Origin of the sequence: Limisphaera sp. 4302-co, assembly GCF_049537155.1 — a bacterium.
Classification (GTDB): Bacteria; Verrucomicrobiota; Verrucomicrobiia; order Limisphaerales; family Limisphaeraceae; genus Limisphaera.
Genome location: NZ_JBMVQZ010000001.1, coordinates 589,748 through 606,423 on the forward strand (window position 1 = coordinate 589,748; position 16,676 = coordinate 606,423).

14 protein-coding genes are annotated in these 16,676 nt (G+C 65.9%); 8 read left to right on the plus strand and 6 right to left on the minus strand.

Annotated elements, in window-relative coordinates; translation table 11 throughout:
• Positions 1-78: 78 nt before the first annotated feature.
• Positions 79-1,056 (minus strand): glycoside hydrolase family 43 protein, encoded by a 978-nt coding sequence (locus ACPDIX_RS02220; RefSeq protein ID WP_423430130.1) that lies wholly within the window; start codon positions 1,054-1,056, stop codon positions 79-81.
• Positions 1,057-1,218: 162 nt separating this feature from the next.
• The gene (locus tag ACPDIX_RS02225) at positions 1,219-1,392 is read right to left on the minus strand and encodes a hypothetical protein (RefSeq protein WP_423430131.1); all 174 of its coding nucleotides are present in this window, start codon (positions 1,390-1,392) and stop codon (positions 1,219-1,221) included.
• Positions 1,393-1,414: 22 nt separating this feature from the next.
• Here ACPDIX_RS02225 and ACPDIX_RS02230 point away from each other — a divergent pair, with 22 nt between their 5' ends.
• A complete protein-coding gene (locus ACPDIX_RS02230) occupies positions 1,415-2,149 on the plus strand; it encodes a mechanosensitive ion channel family protein (RefSeq protein WP_423430132.1) in 735 nt (244 codons plus the stop codon).
• A 162-nt stretch (positions 2,150-2,311) separates the two neighbouring features.
• Here ACPDIX_RS02230 and ACPDIX_RS02235 read toward each other — a convergent pair whose 3' ends face one another.
• The gene (locus ACPDIX_RS02235) at positions 2,312-3,742 is read right to left on the minus strand and encodes a choice-of-anchor Q domain-containing protein (protein WP_423430133.1); all 1,431 of its coding nucleotides are present in this window, start codon (positions 3,740-3,742) and stop codon (positions 2,312-2,314) included.
• 613 nt (positions 3,743-4,355) lie between these two features.
• Here ACPDIX_RS02235 and ACPDIX_RS02240 point away from each other — a divergent pair.
• The 4 genes from ACPDIX_RS02240 (at position 4,356) to ACPDIX_RS02255 (ending at position 8,321) form a co-directional block, all read left to right on the plus strand.
• Positions 4,356-6,140 (plus strand): MFS transporter, encoded by a 1,785-nt coding sequence (locus ACPDIX_RS02240; RefSeq protein ID WP_423430134.1) that lies wholly within the window; start codon positions 4,356-4,358, stop codon positions 6,138-6,140.
• A gap of 216 nt (positions 6,141-6,356) precedes the next feature.
• Positions 6,357-6,899 carry a signal peptidase I gene (lepB, locus tag ACPDIX_RS02245; protein WP_423430135.1) on the plus strand — a complete coding sequence of 181 codons (543 nt, stop codon included), beginning with the start codon at positions 6,357-6,359 and terminating at the stop codon, positions 6,897-6,899.
• A complete protein-coding gene (locus ACPDIX_RS02250; protein ID WP_423430136.1) occupies positions 6,896-7,387 on the plus strand; it encodes a hypothetical protein in 492 nt (163 codons plus the stop codon). Before lepB ends, ACPDIX_RS02250 begins: the two co-directional genes overlap by 4 nt.
• A gap of 139 nt (positions 7,388-7,526) precedes the next feature.
• A complete protein-coding gene (locus tag ACPDIX_RS02255) occupies positions 7,527-8,321 on the plus strand; it encodes an SAM hydrolase/SAM-dependent halogenase family protein (protein WP_423430137.1) in 795 nt (264 codons plus the stop codon).
• Between the two features lie 31 nt (positions 8,322-8,352).
• On the opposite strand, the gene ACPDIX_RS02260 is transcribed toward ACPDIX_RS02255, so the two are convergent.
• Entirely contained in the window at positions 8,353-9,387 is a 1,035-nt protein-coding gene (locus ACPDIX_RS02260; protein WP_423430138.1) for an aldo/keto reductase, read from the minus strand.
• A 252-nt stretch (positions 9,388-9,639) separates the two neighbouring features.
• Here ACPDIX_RS02260 and prsK point away from each other — a divergent pair, with 252 nt between their 5' ends.
• Positions 9,640-11,787 (plus strand): XrtA/PEP-CTERM system histidine kinase PrsK, encoded by a 2,148-nt coding sequence (prsK, locus tag ACPDIX_RS02265; protein ID WP_423430139.1) that lies wholly within the window; start codon positions 9,640-9,642, stop codon positions 11,785-11,787.
• Positions 11,756-13,123, plus strand: a complete 1,368-nt coding sequence (gene prsR / locus ACPDIX_RS02270) for a PEP-CTERM-box response regulator transcription factor (RefSeq protein ID WP_423430140.1) — start codon at positions 11,756-11,758, stop codon at positions 13,121-13,123. Before prsK ends, prsR begins: the two co-directional genes overlap by 32 nt.
• Here prsR and ACPDIX_RS02275 read toward each other — a convergent pair.
• Both ACPDIX_RS02275 and ACPDIX_RS02280 read right to left on the minus strand, forming a co-directional pair.
• Positions 13,099-14,886 carry a hypothetical protein gene (locus ACPDIX_RS02275; protein WP_423430141.1) on the minus strand — a complete coding sequence of 596 codons (1,788 nt, stop codon included), beginning with the start codon at positions 14,884-14,886 and terminating at the stop codon, positions 13,099-13,101. The two genes, prsR and ACPDIX_RS02275, sit on opposite strands and share 25 nt — an antisense overlap.
• Before the next feature lie 313 nt (positions 14,887-15,199).
• On the minus strand, positions 15,200-16,246 hold the full coding sequence (locus tag ACPDIX_RS02280) for a S1C family serine protease (RefSeq protein WP_423430142.1): 1,047 nt from the start codon (positions 16,244-16,246) through the stop codon (positions 15,200-15,202).
• Between the two features lie 140 nt (positions 16,247-16,386).
• Between ACPDIX_RS02280 and ACPDIX_RS02285 the strand changes: the two genes are divergently transcribed.
• Positions 16,387-16,626, plus strand: a complete 240-nt coding sequence (locus ACPDIX_RS02285; RefSeq protein ID WP_423430143.1) for a ferredoxin — start codon at positions 16,387-16,389, stop codon at positions 16,624-16,626.
• Positions 16,627-16,676: the final 50 nt, after the last annotated feature.

Genomic DNA, 16,676 nt, shown 5'->3' on the forward strand with positions numbered 1-16,676 from the left:
GCCGGCAACCGTCCGGCACCGGCCACGCTGCAAACCTGCCCGCCCGACAGCGACGCGCGCGACCGCGCAGCCGGCCCTTTATTCAAGCGAAAAGAGCACCCGCAACAACCGCTCCGGAACACGGAACACCGTCCCGTGTTTGTGCCCCGGAGGAAACCGCATTTCCCCCGAAACATCCTCCCACCGGCGCAAATCACGCGACCGTAATGCACCGTAATACCGCCGGCGCGAATACCGGTCGTAGTAAATCAGATACTCCGAACCCAACCGGATCGCCGACGGACCCTCCGCCCAATCAACTGAAATGGGATCCGACACCGGGCCGAAGGGCCCTTCTGGATCGGTCGAAAACGCCACGCGCAACCGCTTCTGCAACGGACGCAACCGCTCGTCCTTGAACACCAACACGTATCCGCCCGGCACCTCCAGCAGCGTCGCATCAATCACATTGAAACCGGGATCGAAAAACAACCGCGTCGGACTGAACCGCACAAAATCCCGCGTTGTCGCGTAATAAATACGATGATTGTACCCGTCGTCCCCCGTGCCGTCCGTCTCCGGAAAACGCCCGGGGATGGTGCTCGACCAAAACACCAGCCACCGGCCCCGGCGCCGGTCGTAGAACAGTTCCGGCGCCCACAAATTCCGCGTCGCCGGCTCGTGCGCCATCAGAGGCAACGCCCGCTGCGGCGACCAGTGAACCAAATCCCGCGAACAAGCATACCCGATTTCCGCCCCGCGATCCGTCGTCCATGCCGTCGTCCAGACCATGTGAAACGTCCCGTCCGGCCCCTGCGCAATGCACGGATCCCGCATCAATCGGTATCCGCCCACCTCCGGGCGCAGAAACGAACGGTCGCCCCGCAACGCCGCCCAATGATAACCGTTGGTGCTCCACAGAAGGTGCAGACCGTCCTCGCCGTTCCCCCGAAACGAAGTAAAAAGCAGCGCCTCGCCGGCACGCGCTCCTCCCGCGCCGAACAGGCCCGTCACCAACCCGGCGCACAGCCAACCGACCCATCCCACGATCCCCGTCCGCATCAGCAAGCTTTTCACATCCCCATTCATCCCGCCCCCACCGACAGCGTCAAGCCCGGCGCCTCCGCCGGGCGATTCCAGACCGAAAGGTGCCCGAACCCACCTCACCCATACATGACACTTCTCCGGATGGCAGCGCGTCCACCGACCCGCTACCATGGCCGCCATGCGCACCTACATCTAACAATTCTGGATCCATCTCGAGAAGGTTGTCCGTTTCCCCTGATCCAAACCGGTGAGCAATCGCTGACCGTGGGCCGTGTCCTGTTTCTGATCCTCCTCATCCTGCTGGTCTTTGCCGCCGAGGCCCTCCTGCGCCGGCAATTGATCCGGCGGATCCTCTCCCGCACGCATCTCCCCGTCGCTCCAGTACGCCGTGGCACGATTCACCGGCTACGACATCGTCGCCCTGGGCCTGTACATCTCCCTGAAAATGGTCGGGATTGACCTCAGCTCCCTCGCCTTGGTGGCCGGGGCCGTCAGCGTGGGGATCGGCTTCGGCCTCCAAAACATCATCCACAACTTCGTGAGCGGTCTGATCAGCCTCGCCGAGCGCCCCATCGCCATCGGTGACCGCATGGAAGTGGAGGGCGTGGCCGGACGCGTCAGCGAAATCAACCTGCGCAGCACCACCGCGGTCAGCAACGACAACATCTCCATCATCGTGCCCAACTCGGCCTTCATCAGCGGCAAGGTCATCAACTGGAGCCACGGTGATCCCGAGGTGCGCATCCGCATCCCGGTCGGCGTGGCCTACGGCAGCGATCCGGATCATGTCAGGCGCGTTCTTCTGCGGGTGGCCGCCGGGCACCCGGCCGTACTGCGCGATCCCGCGCCCCAGGTCTTCTTCGACAGTTTCGGCGACAGCGCGCCAAACTTCGAGCTGGCCGTCTGGAGCGCGGAGATGGTCACGGCGCCGCGCCGGTTTCGCAGCGACCTGAACTTCGCCCTCGCCCGCGCCCTTCGCGAGGAAGGCATCGAAATCCCCTTCCCCCAACGCGATCTCCACCTGCGCTCCGGGGCCCTCACCCTCTCCGGCCCGGGCGGCTCCACCCAGGTCTGGATCGGTCCGGTGACCGATCCACAGCCCACCGGCAGCGCACCGGGCTGAGCCCCGGCCTGACCGGCTCCTCCAGCCGCTCTTTCCCTGCCGCAACCGCGGCCGTCCCGCATCGCCACGCCAAACGACCGCCCATTCGCAATCAGGCTGAGAAACCTTCAACCGCCACCCAGCGGTGCTCACCCGTCACGCACCCGACATCCACGCTCCCGTTCACAGGCCGGCACCCGACACCGGCCCCACGTACCGCACCCGCGGCGGGACCACCAGCCGGCCCCCGCGCCCGACCCGGTAAGCGTAAGCCCCGATGTCCCATGCGCCCGTCCTGGAGGTTCCCAGGATGTCCGTCCCAAACAGCGTCCCCAGATTCAACCCCCGCCCGATGAGCGGGCTACCCTCCCGCAACCGAAAATCCAACTTCTCCACATCCACAAAACCCGGATCCCCGCCGTTGATCCCGTGCGGCTCCCACCACTTGCCCCACGTCGCCCAACCACCCGGATTCCCCACCGGCCGCCGCAGCGGATCCTCCTCCACCGGCCCGTAACCCGCCTTGCCCACGTAGTTGTGGTCCGCCACCACGTTCGTCAGCTCCTGCCCAAACCCGTACCACCCCACCGTGTTCCTGGAGTCTCCACAATCGAGGAAGATGTTGTTGATGACCTGACACCCGTGCGCATGGTTCGTCCCCGACCGTCCACCATACGTGCTGCTGTAATACCGCGACCCAAAATACAACGCGTGCCCCCCGTTGGTCTTGTTGCACCGGTAAAACACGTTGTTGAAATACTTCACCTCCGGAATCGTGCAACTGGCCTGCAACGCAATGTCCACAAAAACATTGTTCCGAAACGTCCAGTCCCGAATCTCCGGCACCAGATTCCCCTCCAACTGCGTCAGCTGCCCGCCCCACACCCCCACCACCCGGTTGCCCTCGATCACCTGACCCAGACTCCCGTCCCCGTTGTTCCCAAACGTCTGAATGAAATCCGGATGATTCCCCACCCCCTCCACCACGTAGTTGTTCGAACACACGTTGTATCCAATGTAATTGTCCCGCCCAAACAGACGGAAAAAGTCCACTGCACCCCCATCCCGCAGAAAATTGCCCACCACCTGATTGGAATTTCCCATGACCGAGGCCATGGTAATGCCGATGACGTTGCGGATCTCGTTGCTGATGACCACGCAGGCACTCGCCACCTCACCCGTTCCAAACGGCTTGACTCGCGGCGCCTGCCATTCGATCCCGTACACCTTCGGCGCACCCGCCACGTCCAGCACACAGTTCGACAACACCCCGTAATGCCCCCCGTGCCCAAAGTACACCAAACGCGAGTAAGCCTGTGTCACGCCGGTAAACCGCAGGTTCTGCACCGTCACCCAAGGATGCCGGAAGATGAACTGCCGCAGCGTGGCCACACCCTGCCCGTCCAGCACAATCCGCCGATCCGGCTCCCCACCCCGCACCGTCGCCACCGATTCGTCATACACCCCCGCCGACAACAACACCACGTCCCCCGGCTGCGCCGCGTTCATCGCCGACCGAACCGTGGCATAATCCGCCGGCACACGCAGGACGGCGGCTTCTCCACGGACCACCCCCATGCAGAGCCACCACACCGATGCCAGACCGACACCCATCCATCCAAAAACCGGGCATCGGCCTGTCCAAGGTCGAGGCAAACTCCCGCACCCCATACGTCCGCACCCTGCCCAAGCACCTTCCATGCCCGCGCAGACTGCGCAGGAATCGGCCCACCGCCCCGACCGCCCGGTTCCGTCAAAGGCCCTGTTGGCCGGTCCGGGCAGGCTCGAAATGCCGCCTCTGGCACCTTCACGAACCCTCCGCCGGGGACGTCGAAAACATCGAACAATCTCCGATCTCAAGCGCTGTCGGAAAGACACCCCAAGACTGCACAGCCCAAACCCCACGCGTGCGCCCCAGGATGACGCCCCCACAAACGGCTCCCAGGGCGTCGTCCTTCATCCGCCACCTCCCTGGTGAATGCCCCTCTCTTCTGCTTCTCGCAGTAGCCGCCCCGGTGCCTGACGCGTTGACCCGACGCTGTCGGATAATCGGACGCCTTCGTGGGGCCCGGCCTCATGGCATCCCCGACCTGGTGGCCGACGGCTGCAAACGCCCACCGACAATTGCCAACTCCCATGCCCGGCCCCCGCGCAGTGCGACGGGCCCTTTCACGCCCGGTCGAATCCACTTGGCGCGACCGGGCCGCTTCCATTAAACCGTGGGGCCGTGGCGGAACCGCACACCAACCTCAACCCCGAGGCGAACCGTTTTCCGCGACAGGCCCGGTACATCCTGGGCAACGAGGCCGCGGAACGCTACAGCTACTACGGCATGAAGGGCATCCTCGCCCTGTACATCACCAACGTGCTGTTGATGTCCAGGGACGAGGCCACCCAGATCATCCACATCTTCAGTTTCGTCAACTACTTCATGCCCGTGCTCGGCGCCTACGTCTCGGACCGCTGGTGGGGCCGGTACAAAACCATCCTGTACATCTCGCTCTTTTACTGCCTCGGCCACGGCATCCTGGCCCTCAGCGACGCGTTCGAGAGCGTGGACGCCAAAACACTCTGCCTGTATGCAGGGCTGGCGCTGATTGCCTTCGGTTCCGGCGGAATCAAACCGTGCGTGTCGGCCTTCATGGGGGACCAGTTCAAACCCGAACAACGCCACCTCCTGCCCCGCGCCTACGCCGCCTTCTACTGGTCCATCAATCTCGGTTCGACAGCGGCGTTTCTTACCATTCCCTACGTCCGCAAAGAATGGGGCTACAGCTGGGCGTTCGGCATCCCGGGCATCGCCATGGCCGTGGCCACCTTCGTGTTCTGGCTCGGCACCAAATACTACGTCATGGTTCCCCCGGCCCGTGAAACGAAGTCCGCCGGGTTCTTCCGCGTCTTTTTCCATGCCTTCATGCACCGGCGCGAACGGCGTCCCGGGGAAGGCTTCTGGGCACCGGCCCTGAAACGGTTCAAGCCGGAGGAGGTGGACGCCGCCGCCTCGGTCGGGCCCATCCTCATGATCTTCGCACTGGCGCCGATCTTCTGGGCGTTGTTCGATCAAACCTTCTCCACCTGGGTCCTTCAAGGCGAACAGATGCGGCCGGTCCACTTGTCCAAGCCGGGTTTTCATCCGGCAGGCGTATCCGATCCGATCCGGCTCCTCTCGGACCTCCGCAACCCAACCAACCGGGTGGGACAATGGCTCTGGCAGAAGCTCCCGCATGAAACCCGGGACGAGCTCGCCCGGGCCAACCCCTCTTCCCCGGAGATCAAGACCCTCCTCAGCCAGGCCCTCAACCTCCTGGTGGCCGGTCCGGCGCTATACGATCCGGGGATCTTCGATTCCAACCGGTTCAGTGCGGAACTGCGCCTGGCACTCCGGCACGCGAACGAACCCGGGGACATCCCGCACCTCAACCGCCTGCTCTTGGAAGAGTCGTTCCCGGAGTCCCTCGTCAAGGCCTACCGAATCGGCCCCGAAGAAATGCTCTCCGCAAATCCGATCCTGGTCATGATTCTGGTCCCGATCATGACCCTCGGTGTGTACCCGTTGCTGGGGCGGCTGGCCACACCCCTGCGGCGCATGTCCATGGGCATGTTCCTGGCCGCCGGGTCGTTCGTCATCGTGGCCTGGCTCCAAAAGCGAATCGACAGCGGCGAGGAACTCAGCATCCTCTGGCAACTGCTGCCCTACACCGTCCTGACCATCGCCGAGGTGCTGTTCTCCACCACGGGGCTCGAGTTCGCCTTCCGCGAAGCCGCGCCCTCCATGAAGAGCATCATCATGGGCTTCTGGACCCTTACCGTCGCCGTCGGGAATCTCTTCGTCACTGTCGTCACCGCCCTCGCCGGCAAGGTCCTGGGCCAGGGCGGCGCCAATCATGAAGTGGCCGTCACCCCGCAAATGTTCCTGTTCTACGCAGGCCTCACCTTCCTGGTCGCCATCCTCTTCAGCGTGGTGGCCTCCTTCTACAAATACCGCGATCCCCAGGCCGCCCTCGGTCGTTGAACCCAACCCGGCGGCCGGGATCCCCGGCAACCCTCACACTGGCGCAATCGGCCTTCCGCCCTTCTCGGCAGGCCCGCACCGCGCCCCGGATCAGCCAAGCCCGGTCCTGCAGGTCGTTCCGCACTCGGATCCCCACCCGCAAACGAACCTGCACCTCTCCGAACGAACCACCCACACTTGTCAGAACGCCGGACAGGCGGGACACTGCAGGGCGCCGTGCAGGTCGAACAAGGTCCATGGGCCGCGCCCGCACCGCGGCAGGCCCCGCCGCTGTGGCACCGGCTGTTGCTGGGCAGGAACCCGCGCCGGACACTGTTCCGGGCGGTGTTGCTGGCCGCACTGGCCTTCCTGACGTTGCGGTACGTCGTCACGCCGGTGCGGGTGCAGGGGATCAGCATGTGGCCCACCTGCCGGGATGGCCAGTGGGCTTGGGTCTATCGCCTGGCGTACGTCTTTTCCGAACCCCGCCGCGGCGACATCGTGGCCGTGCGGTTCACCGCCGGCGAACATGTCATGCTGCTGAAACGTGTGGTCGGACTGCCGGGAGAGACGGTCTCGTTCCATGGCGGCCGACTCCATGTCAACGGCCGGCCGTTGGACGAGCCGTATGTCCGGTCTCCCTGTGACTGGGAGGAGCCCGAGCGACTCCTCGGCCCGGACGAGTACTACGTGGTGGGCGACAACCGCGCCATGCCGCGCGAGGACCACGTTCACGGCATCGCGGAGCGGTGGCGCATCGTGGGAAGGTTGATCCAATGAGGATCTCGTGGCCCGTGTGGGGTGTTCTGGTGGCCTTGGCCGGTGCGATGGTCTGGTGGGCGTGGCCCTCACCCGAAAAGGCCATCCGCAGGGAGTTGTCCGCCCTCGCGGATGCCTTCACCTACCCGCCCAACGAACCCCCGCTCAACGCATGGAGCGAAGTGAACCAGATCTGCCTTCGTCTCACCCCGGACGTCGAGATCCACCTCGACGCGCCCGGCCTGGGACGCCGAACCGTGCACGGCCGCGAAGAAGTCCGCCAGGGCCTTCTGGCCTGGCGACAACGCGTCAACGGCGCACGGGTGGAGTTTCCCGACATCAGGGTGCTCGTCGGGCCGGACCGCACATCGGCAGTGGTCTATGTCACCGTGCAGGCGCAGGTGGGGGGCGAACCGGACCTGGGCGTTCAGGAGTTCAAACTCCTCTTTCAAAAAGACGACGGGCGCTGGCGCATCGCCCGCGCGGAAAGTGTCCAACCGCTGCGCTGAAGACGGTGTGCCCGGTTCACACCGGCGTCTGCTCTCCCCGGACGGCCGCTTTTGCCGGCCCGTTCCGCCGCCTGCACACGCCCTCGCGCCCCCCGCCTTGAGATTGGAACGCTGGCGTCCCCACCCGTACGCTACGGCCATGCGCATCGTCACGTTGCTCACCGATTTCGGCTCACGGGACGGGTTCGTCGGCGTGATGAAAGGGATCCTCTGGTCGCGAGCCCCGCACTGTCAGGTGGTGGACCTGACCCACGAAATCGAACCCGGCGACATCCGGTCGGCCGCCTTCGTCCTCTTCAATGCCCACCGCTGGTTTCCGCCCGGAACCGTCCACGTGGTGGTGGTGGACCCCGGGGTGGGCAGCCCCCGCCCCGCACTGGCGGTGCGCACCGCGCGCGCGTGGTACGTGGGCCCGGACAACGGCGTGCTGAGTTGGGCCCTGCGCGGGCAAAAGCTCTGGACCATCCGCCGGATCGAGAACAAAGCCCTCTTCCTGCACCCCGTCAGCCAGACCTTCCACGGCCGCGATGTCTTCGCACCCGTGGCCGCATACCTGGCCGGAGGGGGCCACGCCGAAAAACTCGGCCCCGTCGTGCGCGAATGGCAGCAGATTCCATGGCCGGAACCCATCCAGCACGACAATACCTGGCGCGGCGAAATCCTCTATGTGGACCGCTTCGGCAACGCCCTCACCAACCTGCCCCACTCCTTGCCGGGCTGGAACAGACCGTTCCTGTTCCTCGTCCGCGGAAAAACGACGGTCCGGTTTCCTGCCGGGCGGTTCTACGCCGAAGTCCCGCGCGGCAAACCCATCGCCGTGCCGGGGTCCAGTGGCTTCTGGGAACTGGCCCTGCATGGCGACTCCGCCGCCCGCCGTTTCGGCCTCGCACCCGGCGATCCCGTCCGCCTCGTACCCGCACACAAGGGCATGTGAACCGACGGCCCACCGGCCCGCGAGCCCGCCCTCAGGCCACGCCGTACGGACAGCCCGGCCAGTGCGGCTCAGCCGGCCGCAGCGCGGCCTGCTGTGCCGCCTGCTGTTCCTCCCGTAGAAAGATGCTCCCGCATCCGGCAGCCATCTCCTTGAGCCGTTTTTCGCCCGGCTCGTCCAACGGTCGGAACCGTCGTGCAGCCTCGATGGAACGGTCCAGAAGATCGAGAAATGCGGGCGGAAACGCGGCCACCACACCGGGTTGCGACAAGGCAAACCGCAGGGCCAGCTCGATGTCTTCCGGCGTTTCCACGGACCGATACCACCACCGGCGCGAGCGTTCCATCCCGGCCGGCCAGGCCCCGTGAGAAAGCGCCTTGATGGCCAGCACCGCCGCTCCGCGCTCGGCAGCCAGCGCCAGCACCTCGCGCCCGAACCCGCGCGTGTAGAACTCCACGAAATTGATCGGGAACATCACCGTGTCGAAAGCAAAACCACGCAGCGCCTCCACCGCCGCACGGGTCGTGTGCGCCGAAAAGCCGATCCACCGAACCTTCCCCTCCTCCCGTGCCTTCAGGATCGTTTCCATGGCACCACCGGGCCCCAGGGCCTGTTTCACCTCCTCCGTCCGCACCAGGTGATGGAGCTGGTACAGGTCGAAATGGTCCGTCTTCAAAGCGCGCAGCGAATTCTCCAGTTCCTCGCGTGCGCCGGCTGCATCCCGTTTCTTGGTTTTGCACGCCAGAAAGTATCCGTTGCGCGGGATCCCTTGGAGTGCGATCCCCAATTTGCGCTCGCACTCGCCGTTTCCGTAGGCGGGCGCCACGTCGAAGTAGTTCACGCCCCGTTCCCAAGCGTTGCGCACGCCGGCGGTGCATCGTTCCTGGTCATGGTGAACCAGGGCCAGTCCGGGAAAACCCACCACCGAGAGGTTCACCCCGGCACGGCCCAGAGGCCGGCGGGGCAGTCCGTCAACGGTCTCGGCAGCCTGCAAAGCGCGGTGTGGTCCGGCCAGGGCAAGCCATCCGGCCGCACCGCCCAAGGTCCTCAGAAAATCACGACGTTTCATCGGCAGGTCGAATTTGGAGGTCGAGGTTTCTCTGGTTTGCAGGGCCCAATCTGGCCCCGAAACCGGGTGGTCGCAAGTGGGATCTCTACCAGCAGGTTGTTGCTCTCCCTCCTTGCCCCGACCCGTCATCCCTTCCCTGCAAGAGGTCTCTGGGGCCGTAGCCCCACCTCGAGGGCGGGGTTGCCAGACTCCCCGGGTTGGGGCAGTCTGGCTGCGGTCGCCCGAAACGTCCGAGCGGAGCTGCAAGTCCGGATGAGCTGGTTTGCTCCCATTCACATTGCGGCTGCAGCCGCAGCGCTGGCCCTGGCGGTCGGGGCGTGGTGGGTGCGGCCCCGACACCCCGCCCAGGGCTGGCTGGCCGGCGGACTCGTGCTCCTGGCGCTGGAAACCCTCTGTGAGTGGGCCAGCTTCCGAACCGACACGCGCGAGGCCATGCTGGCGTGGCAACGGGCCGCGTTTCTCTTGAATGCGCTCAACCCGGCCGTGTGGCTGGCATTCAGCCTGACCTTTGCGCGGGGCGATCCGGGCCGGTTCCTGTACCGATGGCGGTGGATCCTGCTGGGCCTGGGGCTCGGGCTCCCGGCACTGGTCCTGGCCTTCTATCCGGTGCTGATCGTGGATACAGGTCCGCTGCCCCCACCGGGCAATTGGTACTTTCGCGGGCACCCGGTGGTCCGCGTGTTGTACACGGGCGTCGTGGTCGGAGCCGTTCTGGTCCTCACCCAACTGGAATCCACCTACCGGGCCGCCGTGGGCACCGGCCGCTGGCGCATCAAATATGCCGTGGTGGGGCTGGCCCTGCTGTTCGGCACCCGGATCTACACCGCCAGCCAGGCGCTGCTCTACGCCGGGCCCAACTTCCAACTGGCGCTCATCAATGCCGCCGCCCTCCTGCTGGCCTGCGGACTGATCGGACTGGCGCTGTACCGTTCGCGCCTGATCGTCCTGGACCTCTATCCCTCCGCAATCGCCATCCACCGGTCCCTGACCATTCTGTTATCCGGCTTGTACCTCGTAGTGGTGGGTCTCCTGGCCACCTGGGTCACCCGTGTCGGAGGGGAATCGGCATTCCCACTGGTGGCCTTCGTCCTCCTCGTGGGTGCGGTGGGCCTGAGTGTCCTGTGGATGTCCGACCGCGTCCGGCAACGGCTGCGGCTCTTCGTCAGCCGCCACTTTCGCCGGCCCTTCCACGATTACCGGCTGGTCTGGTCCCGCTTCACGGAACGCACATCAGCGCGTCTGGACCGTCACGAACTCTGCCGCGAGGTCGCCCGCCTGATCTCCGAAACCTTCGAGGCGCTGTCCGTCAGCATCTGGCTCCTGGAACTGAGCCGCAGCCGGCTCGTCCTGGCTGCATCCACCTCCCTGCCCGCCGGCGAAACCCGCGCCGTGGACGTCAATCATCTGCTGCCGGAACTCTCCCGCCTGGCCACCGAAAAACCCCAGCCGGTGGAGCTGGAACGTTCCCGCGCCGGCTGGTGCGAACTGTTGCGACAGGTCAACCCGGCCTTCTTCCAGGAGGGCGGTTCGCGATGGGGCATCCCGCTCGTGGCCGGCCAGGAACTGGTCGGCTTCCTCGTCGTGGGCGACCGCGTGGCCGGCATGGCCTATCTGCCGGAGGACCTCGAACTGCTCACCTGCCTGGCCGAACAACTGGCCAGCGCACTCCGCACCCTGCTGCTGTCCGAACAGCTGGTCCAGGCACGAGAATGGGAGGCCTTCCAAACCATGTCGGCCTTCCTCGTGCACGACCTCAAAAACACCGCCTCCACCCTCGGCCTGATGCTCCGCAACCTGCCGCTGCACTTCGACAAACCCGAGTTCCGTGAAGACGCCATCCGCGGCCTCGGCCGCTGCGCCCGCCACATCAACGAACTGATCGAACGCCTCACCACCCTCCGGCACAAACCTCAGATCCAGAAAAAACCCGTGCGGCTCGACCAGGTGTTGCACGCCGCCCTCGAGACGCTGGGCAAGCCCGAAGGCATCGAAATCGAGACGCACTGCCCCGAACTGCCACCGCTGCTGCTGGACCCCGCAGCCGTCCGGAGCGTGCTCACCAACCTCCTCCTGAACGCCCGCGACGCCATCACGCCACCGGGGCGCATCACCCTGGACGTCTCCGTCCACGGAGGCTGGCTCTGCCTGCGCGTGGCCGACACCGGCTGCGGCATGACCCCGGAATTCATCGCCCAAAAACTCTTTCGCCCCTTCCAGACCACCAAAAAAAACGGGCTCGGCATCGGTATGTTTCAGGTCCGCACCCTCGTGGAGTTGCACGGCGGACGTTTGGAAGTGCAAAGTCAACCCGGTCAGGGCACTGTATTCACCGTCTGGCTGCCGATGACCGTGGCCGATCCTGTAGCGCATGAAGCCGAATCTGCTCATCGTGGACGATGACGAGGAGATCCGTTCCCAGCTCCGCTGGGCGCTGGCGGATCATTACAACGTCTTCTCCGCCGGGGACCGTCTGCTGGCACTCGAACTCTGGCATCAACACCATTTCCCGGTGGTCATCCTGGACCTGGGCCTGCCGCCCCGCCCCGCCGATCCCGACGAAGGCCTCGCCACACTCACCGCCCTCCTGGAACAGGACCGCCACGTCAAGGTCATCATCGTCTCCGGTCAGGGCGAAAAGGCCAACGCACTCCGCGCCGTGGCCGAAGGCGCCTACGATTTCCTCACCAAACCGGTGGACCCGGACGAACTCCGCGTCATCCTCCGCCGCGCCTTCTACCTCGCCGAGCTGGAGCGCGAATTGCGCCAGCTCCAGGAACTGTGGGGCGGCGACGGTTTCGAAGGCATGGTCGGTGACTGCCCCGCCATGCAGGCCGTCTTCCAAACCATCCGGCGCGTGGCCCCGTCGGACGCGCCCGTCCTCATCCTCGGCGAAAGCGGCACCGGCAAGGAAATGGTCGCCCGGGCCATCCACCGGCGCAGCCCGCGCCGGGACGGCCCCTTCGTCGCCATCAACTGCGGCGCCATACCCGAAAACCTCCTGGAAAGCGAGCTGTTCGGCCACGAACGCGGCGCCTTCACCGGCGCCGTCACCCAGCGCAAGGGGCGGTTCGAAATGGCCGAGGGAGGCACGCTGTTCCTGGACGAACTCGGCGAGCTGCCGCTCCCCCTCCAAGTGAAGCTCCTGCGCTTTCTGCAGGAACAAACCATCGAGCGCGTCGGCGGCCGCGAGCTCATCCCCGTCAACACCCGCATCATCGCCGCCACCAACACCGACCTCAAACAGGCCCTCCAGACCGGTCGCTTCCGCGAGGACCTCTATTACCGCGTCGCCGTCGTGGTCATCCAACTGCCGCCCCTGCGCGATCGCGGGGACGACGTCGTCCTCCTGGCACGCACCTTCCTCCGCCGATTCGCCACCGAAGCGCGCCGCTCGCCCATGCCCCACTTCAGCGCCGCCGCACTCCGCGCCCTGCAACGCCACGACTGGCCCGGCAACGTCCGGGAACTCGAGAACCGCATCCGGCGCGCCGTCATCATGGCCGAGGGCAAAACCATCAGTCCCACGGACCTCGAACTGGTGGACCCCGGCGAGGGCGCCATGCCGCGCACCCTGCGGGAAATCCGCGACGCCGCCGAGCGCTCCGCCATCCTCAGCGCCCTCCGCCGCCATCAGTGGCGCATCGCACCCGCAGCCGAAGAACTCGGGGTCAGCCGGCCCACCCTCTACGAACTCATGAACCGCCTCGGCATTCAGCGGCCCCCCTCGGCTGATTGAGGCCCCGACAGGGTCCCGCTCCTTCCCCCGCCGCCCTTCCCACCCGTCACCACAAACCGAAACCGAAGCGCCTCGGTGTCCCTCTCAAAAGCGTACCAACCACCCCCCACGTACGGCGCCCACGCCTCCCAGGAAGGCAACAACGCCGGCTCCAACCACGGCCGCCACTGCTCCGGCGCCATCTGCAACTGAAGCCGGAAACCCAGAGGCCCCGGCAACCGCGCCTGGCCAAGATGCTCCGGATCACTCTTCACAGCCGCCAACAAGCCCCGCAACATCGCCGCGTAATCTTCATACCCCACCCAGCCCCTGCCACCACCCATCCCCGCCACCTGCGCCCGCCAACCGGGACGACTGCCCAATGAGTCGGCCCCCAACCCCTGCAACGACCGCAGCCAGTTCTCCAAGACCGCCGGATCCAACGCAAACCCCACGTGCCGCTCCGAAGCCGCCATGTGCAGCCGCCCCACCTCTCCACCGGGCTCCCCCGGCGGTCCCGCCAAAGGAATCGGCACCGAGTACACCGTCCGCCCCAGGAAATCCCGTTCCTCCCATGCGTCCGGCCTCAGGGCCGCCCCGGCCAGCATCTCCGCAACCGACCGTGCCAACTGCGCCGCTTCCCCCGACCCCACCAACCAAATGCCGGCCGCCCCCTCCCACGCCTCCCAACCAGACCCCCGCGGCACACCCTGCCAGTACAACCAGTCGTTCCCCAACCGGTTCACCACGTCCCGGTACAGATCGAAATCGTCCCGGCGCTGCCGCCCGGCCTGCTGCGCCGTCTCCACCAAAAACCTCCAAACCCGTTGCCAAACCGGTCCCATGCCCGCCAGCGCCTGTTCTAACTCCGACCACGCCCGCCGACCGGAAAACCGGAACCGATAAAACCGCGTTACACCCCCCGGGACCCACTCCGGCGGCATCGCATCCAAGTCATCAAAGTCCAGCAACGCCATCAACCGACGGCGCCCCTCCTCCGGCACCCTCACTACGCACTCCCATCGCGAACCCTCTTCCACCAGATCCCAACGGAACGTCACCGATCGCACCTCCGAAAGCCCGACCGCCCACGCCAGCCTCCAAAGCTGCGCCGAAACATCCTCCCTCCCATCGCCCTCCGGTGCACTCGCCCGGCCGGCCGCCCCCAACCAACGCACCGGCGCGGCCCACGCAAACACCATCGAATCCGACAACCCCGCCCACTCGCCCGGATCCACCCGCTGACTCTCCCCCAGAGCCAACCCCGGCCCGCCATCCAACCCGGCAAATACCCGCTCCAGCAACTCCGGCGAATCGCTCAACCACATCGCCCCCCGGTGCACGCACAGCACCAGCCGGAAGGAATCCTGACCTGCCCCATCCCCACCCAACACCGAAACGTCCGCCGAACCCGCATCCGGACCAGGCTCCCCACGCGCCCGCAGCGCTTGCACAATCGTCTCGAACCATCCCCCGCCGGGTACGCTCAACACCAGGACCGGAACCCCACGGACCTGTTCCGACCGGACCGACCGCCCCGCCGTCACCCAACGCTCCTGCAACCGCGTCATCTGCGTCCGTACCTGCTCCACCCGGTCGCCCAACTCCATCACCATGAGCGCCGCCAAGGTCCGACCCTTCCCATCCAGGCCGGACTGCTCCACCACCGCCCACGTCCACTGCCCCTGCAACCACCCCGCCACCTCGCCCCACGACACCGCCCATCGCTCCCGGGCCGGTCGCTGGACCCGTTCCTCCCACGCCGCCTCAGCCTGACGTCGCAAAGGAGCCATCACAGGATCCCGCCACAACCGCACCACGCCGAGCCGTTCCCAGTCCGACCGAAACTTCCGGCAATCCGGCACGCTTGCCCACGCAACCGTCTCCTCCGGAAGCCAGACAGGCGCTGGCGGCAAACCGGCGAACGCGAACCCCCCGAACCCCAGCAAAATACAAGCCCAAACACACGCCCGCCAGCCCGTCAACCGGCCCGGCCACCCATGGCAACAGCGTCTTGAACCGGCCCCGACCGGCTCCGCGTACCGCCCCGCATGCCTCCTCTCTCCCGGCCTCATCCCCGCCACCCAGGTCCACCCCTCACTCGGCCGTCTCCGCAACAGACCCGGCCCCGCGCCGCGGTGGAGGCAGGTACCGGTAGGGACTGTTGGGATTGCTGTTGTCGTAGGCAAACGCCTCCCGATTCTCCAAAAACTCCTTCACCCGCTCCACCGGAATCGCAAATCCCAGCCCCTCACCGAATGTGATCTTCATGTTGGTCACCCCCACCACCAAACCGCGCATGTCGAACAAAGGTCCCCCGCTGTTCCCGGGGTTGATCGGCGCCGTCGTCTGCAAATACAGTACACCCTGCAGTTCCCGCGTCTTCGTGCTCACAATCCCCTCCGTCACCGTCCGTTCCAAACCCAAGGGACTCCCCACCGCAAAAACCCGCTCCCCCACAGCCAACCGCCGCGAACTGCCCAGCCGCACATGCCGAAACGGACCCGCCCCAGCATCCTCGATCTTCAACAAAGCCAGGTCGAAAAACTTGTTCAATGCCACAATCCGCACCGACCGATAAGTCGTCCGTTCCAACTGACCCCCGCTCCTGCGAAACACCTCCACCCGAATGTCGTTTTCCCCCTCGATCACGTGAAAGTTCGTCAGCAGATAACCTTCCTCGTTCAGCACGAACCCCGACCCCAGCCCCGAAGGAGTCCGAACCTGCACCACCGACTCACCCACCTCCTCCGCCAGCTCCCGCACGTTCCGAACCGGCAAACCATCCGGCCCCTCCACATAAAACCCTTCACCCCCGCTCTTCCCACCCTCCCGAACCTCCGGCACCGACCCGCCCCCTCGCACACTCGCCCCCGACTCACCCTCGGACGGCACCACCTCCGGCCTCTCCTCCCCTTCACCACCGCCCCGCTGCCACGCCCGCACCTCCCGGCGGGGCACCACCAAAACCGTGTACCCCAGATCCACCACCAGCGAATCCGTCTTCTCCGCCAGTACACGACCCCGGATTTCGCCGCCACCGCGCAGCTCCAGCACGTCCGTGGAGCCCCTGTGCGCCGCCTCCAGCGCCAACCCCGCACCCGCCGCCATCACCGCCATGAGCAGCCACCGAACAGTCCTCATAACACCCCCAACCTTAGGGCCTCCAACGCCACCGAGCAACGCCAGCCACGCAACGCCACCGCGCCCGACGCCCTTTGGGGTTTGCCATCCGGCCCCGCTTCCTCTATACATGGACCAACCGGAAAGAAAGGCGAACCGCTATGGCAGACAAAGCAAACAAGTATCCTGACAACGTCCCGGGCAAATACTACGTGGACAATCAGTGCATCGACTGCGACCTCTGTCGCGAAACCGCACCCAACAATTTCCGCCGCAACGATGAGGGCGGCTATTCCTACGTCTACAAACAACCATCCACACCGGAGGAAGAGGCCCAATGCAAAGAGGCCAAGGAAGGCTGCCCCGTGGAAGCCATCGGCGACGACGGCGATCAACCTTGACCGCTTCGCCTTTCCCCCACCCCGCGGCGGGTTGTCCCTGACCTCACCGC